The 2,822-nt window shown below is 59.0% G+C and carries 3 protein-coding genes; 1 reads left to right on the top strand and 2 read right to left on the bottom strand.

Annotated features, from left to right (window positions below):
- Positions 1-429 (top strand): M24 family metallopeptidase (locus ACTG3T_RS10630; RefSeq protein WP_439102251.1); only part of this gene is annotated, 429 nt, incomplete at its 5' end.
- A 33-nt stretch (positions 430-462) separates the two neighbouring features.
- On the opposite strand, the gene ACTG3T_RS10625 is transcribed toward ACTG3T_RS10630, so the two are convergent.
- Positions 463-903, bottom strand: coding sequence for a DUF6702 family protein (locus tag ACTG3T_RS10625; RefSeq protein WP_439102250.1), 441 nt, complete (start codon positions 901-903; stop codon positions 463-465).
- 61 nt (positions 904-964) lie between these two features.
- Positions 965-2,822, bottom strand: a 1,858-nt coding sequence (locus ACTG3T_RS10620; RefSeq protein WP_439102249.1) for a M1 family metallopeptidase, incomplete at its 5' end; no start/stop codon positions are given.

Below are 2,822 nucleotides of genomic sequence, written 5' to 3'. Positions count from 1 at the left end.
GAAACCGAAGCGCCCAAGGGGCTGAGAGATGGCCTGGCAGCAGCGAACAAGGTCCAGGATGCCCTGCTGGCAACCTTCAAGACCGGCCGCTCGGGGAATGACATGCTCGCCGAGGCCCGCAAGACCATCGCGGCGCAGGGAATCAAGGGCACGATCTATACCCACCCTCTGGGTCTCCACGGCCATGGCGCGGGACCGGGAATCGGCATGTGGGATAACCAGGGGCCGATGAAAGGCGCCCGGGGCGTTTATCCCCTGCGACCCAACACCGCCTGGTCCATAGAACTCAATGCGGAGGCTGCGGTGCCTGAATGGAATGGTCAGGAGGTGCGTTTTATGACCGAGGAAGACGCGTTCTTTGACGGCGAGACTGTCCGCTATCTGGATGGGCGACAAACAGAAATCACCCTCATTCCACGGCAGCGGTAACGCTGCTTACAAGAGGCGGGAGCGCGGCTAGGGCTAGCGTTCCCGCTCCTCATCCAGCCCGGGCCCTTTGATCTTGATAAAGGCCTGGGACTCCGGTTCTACATCCAGCAGAACAAGGTTGTCGATGACCGGGAAGCGCTCGGGTAGCGGCGTCACCCACTCCTGATACACCAGCAAAAAATCATCCTCAATTTCCGCGCCGATGGTCGTAAGCTTAATGGTGTCGGTCGGCACCGCCTGATCTTCGGCGGATTCCCCCGAAAGCAGCTTGAATCGCTCGTCCACGTACAGCGCGACAAGGGCCAGACTGCGGAGCTCTTCGATGGGCTGCGTGCCGCCCATGTAGCGATTAACCACAATGGCGTCCGCCAGATGCATGCGGTGGACTATTTCAAAACTCTCACCGGACCAGGTGATATCGGTCCAGACCGCGTGGCCCCGGTGCGCCCCAGCGTGCGCTATGGCAAGCAGCACTACTGCGCTGACAATCCAGCGTAGTAGTGTCGAGTGAGCAGCTTTGGAGGAACCTCCCGCCTTAACCACCGTTCGCAGGCTTCAGCGGTGCCGCCTTACCATTGTCAGCATCAGTCTTGGCGCTGTCTTTCAGCTCATGGAGCATGTCGGCCATAAGATTGCGCTTCTTGGAATCGGACTTGTACGCCGACAAGCGCGACTGATGAATTGCCGAGGGGAAGCGATTATTGCTGTAGTCGGCATCAGCAGTCTGATGCCTCCTGTCCACTTCAATATAGGCGATGGGCTTTTCTTCGATCAGCCGATGAGTCACCTTGACGGCATTCTTGCGCCAGATCTCCGCCGCCAGTTCCAGCTCACGGCTTGAGCCATCTTCGTAATGAATATGCAGCATCAGCGGCGAGGGCACGCCACCGAGGTTTTCAAAATCGACGAAGTAGAACAGTTCGTCGTCTTCAATGGCCTGATTAAAGGCGCGCTGCTCCCAGGGCTCCAGCTTCTTGAACTTGTCCGCCGCATCGTTGCGGTCTTTGTTCGTCACCGTGTAGCGATCGTTGTCGCTGTACAGATCTTTGAGATCTTCAAAACGCTCTTCCCGGGGCACAATGCCTGCGGCCTGGTTGCGCTCGATGTTCACCGGCACGGGGTTGTCGCGATTGTGTTCTTCGCGGTCAAGGGGGTAGTCCACGTCAGGATCGCCAGTCTTCAGGCGGTAAGCGCGGACGTCGGTGATCGCCATATCCACGTAGTCCGTGGTATAGAACCACGCGCGCCAGAACCAGTCCAGATCCACACCCGAGGCATCCTCCATGGTGCGGAAGAAGTCTGCCGGCGTCGGGCGCTTGAATTTCCAGCGCTGGGCATATTCCCGGAAGGCAAAGTCAAAGAGCTCTCGCCCCATGACCGTTTCCCGAAGCACCGTAAGGGCCGCCGCGGGCTTGCTGTAAGCGTTGGGTCCCAGGCGCAATACCGAATCAGACTGGGTCATGACAGGCACCTGGTTGGGCGACATCATGTACTCAGGAATCATATCGAGAACGTTGGTCTCGTTGACGAGCGAATTGGAGATACGACGGAAAGCCGGAAAATCCTCCTCCCACTCAAGCTCCGCGACATACTCCAGAAAGGTGTTGAGACCCTCGTCCATCCAGGTCCACTGCCGCTCGTCGGAGTTCACCACCATGGGGAAGTAGATGTGCCCCACCTCGTGAATCACAACGCCGATAAGCCCGTACTTGATGCGACGGGAGTAGGCCAGCTCAGCGGCCGCCCGGGACTCAGCGGAGTCGGGATCTTCCGGCTTGGCACGGGGCGGGTCAGGACGGTAGCCGTTGAAGGTGATCATGGGGTATTCCATGCCACCGCCCTCCCAGGTGTTCACCGACTGCGCCGTCGGGTAGGGGTAATCAAAGGAGAAGCGGCTGTACACGTCCATGGTGTGTACCACGGCCTGGGTCGAGTACTTGGACCAGACGGGCTCGGCTTCGTTGGGGTAAAAGGACATGGCAAGAACGCGCTCGTGCTTGGCACCCGGCTGCTCATGCACCATGGCGTCCCAGATAAACTTGCTGGAGCTGGCCCAGGCAAAGTCCCGAACGTTTTCCGCTTCAAAGCGCCAGGTGCGTGTACCGGCAGGCTCAGACTTTTCGTTCTCCAGGGCCTCTTCCGGCGTCACGATAAAACGCGGCTTATCAGAGCCCGCACTCGCAAGACGGTCCTGCTGCTCGCTGGTGAGCACATCACTGGCATTCGCCAATGCACCGGTAGAAGACACCACATGATTGTCCGGCACGGTCAGGGACACATCGTAATCACCGAACTCCAGGGTGAACTCACCGCTGCCCAGGAAGGCCTTGTTGTGCCAACCGTCGTAGTCGCTGTAGGCCGCAAGGCGAGGGAACCACTGAGACAAAAAGAAG

The sequence above is a fragment of the Congregibacter sp. genome, from assembly GCF_965660375.1.
Taxonomy (GTDB): domain Bacteria; phylum Pseudomonadota; class Gammaproteobacteria; order Pseudomonadales; family Halieaceae; genus Congregibacter.
The sequence above is the reverse complement of the archived record's forward strand: the minus strand, read 5'-3'. Positions and strand labels throughout refer to the sequence as shown.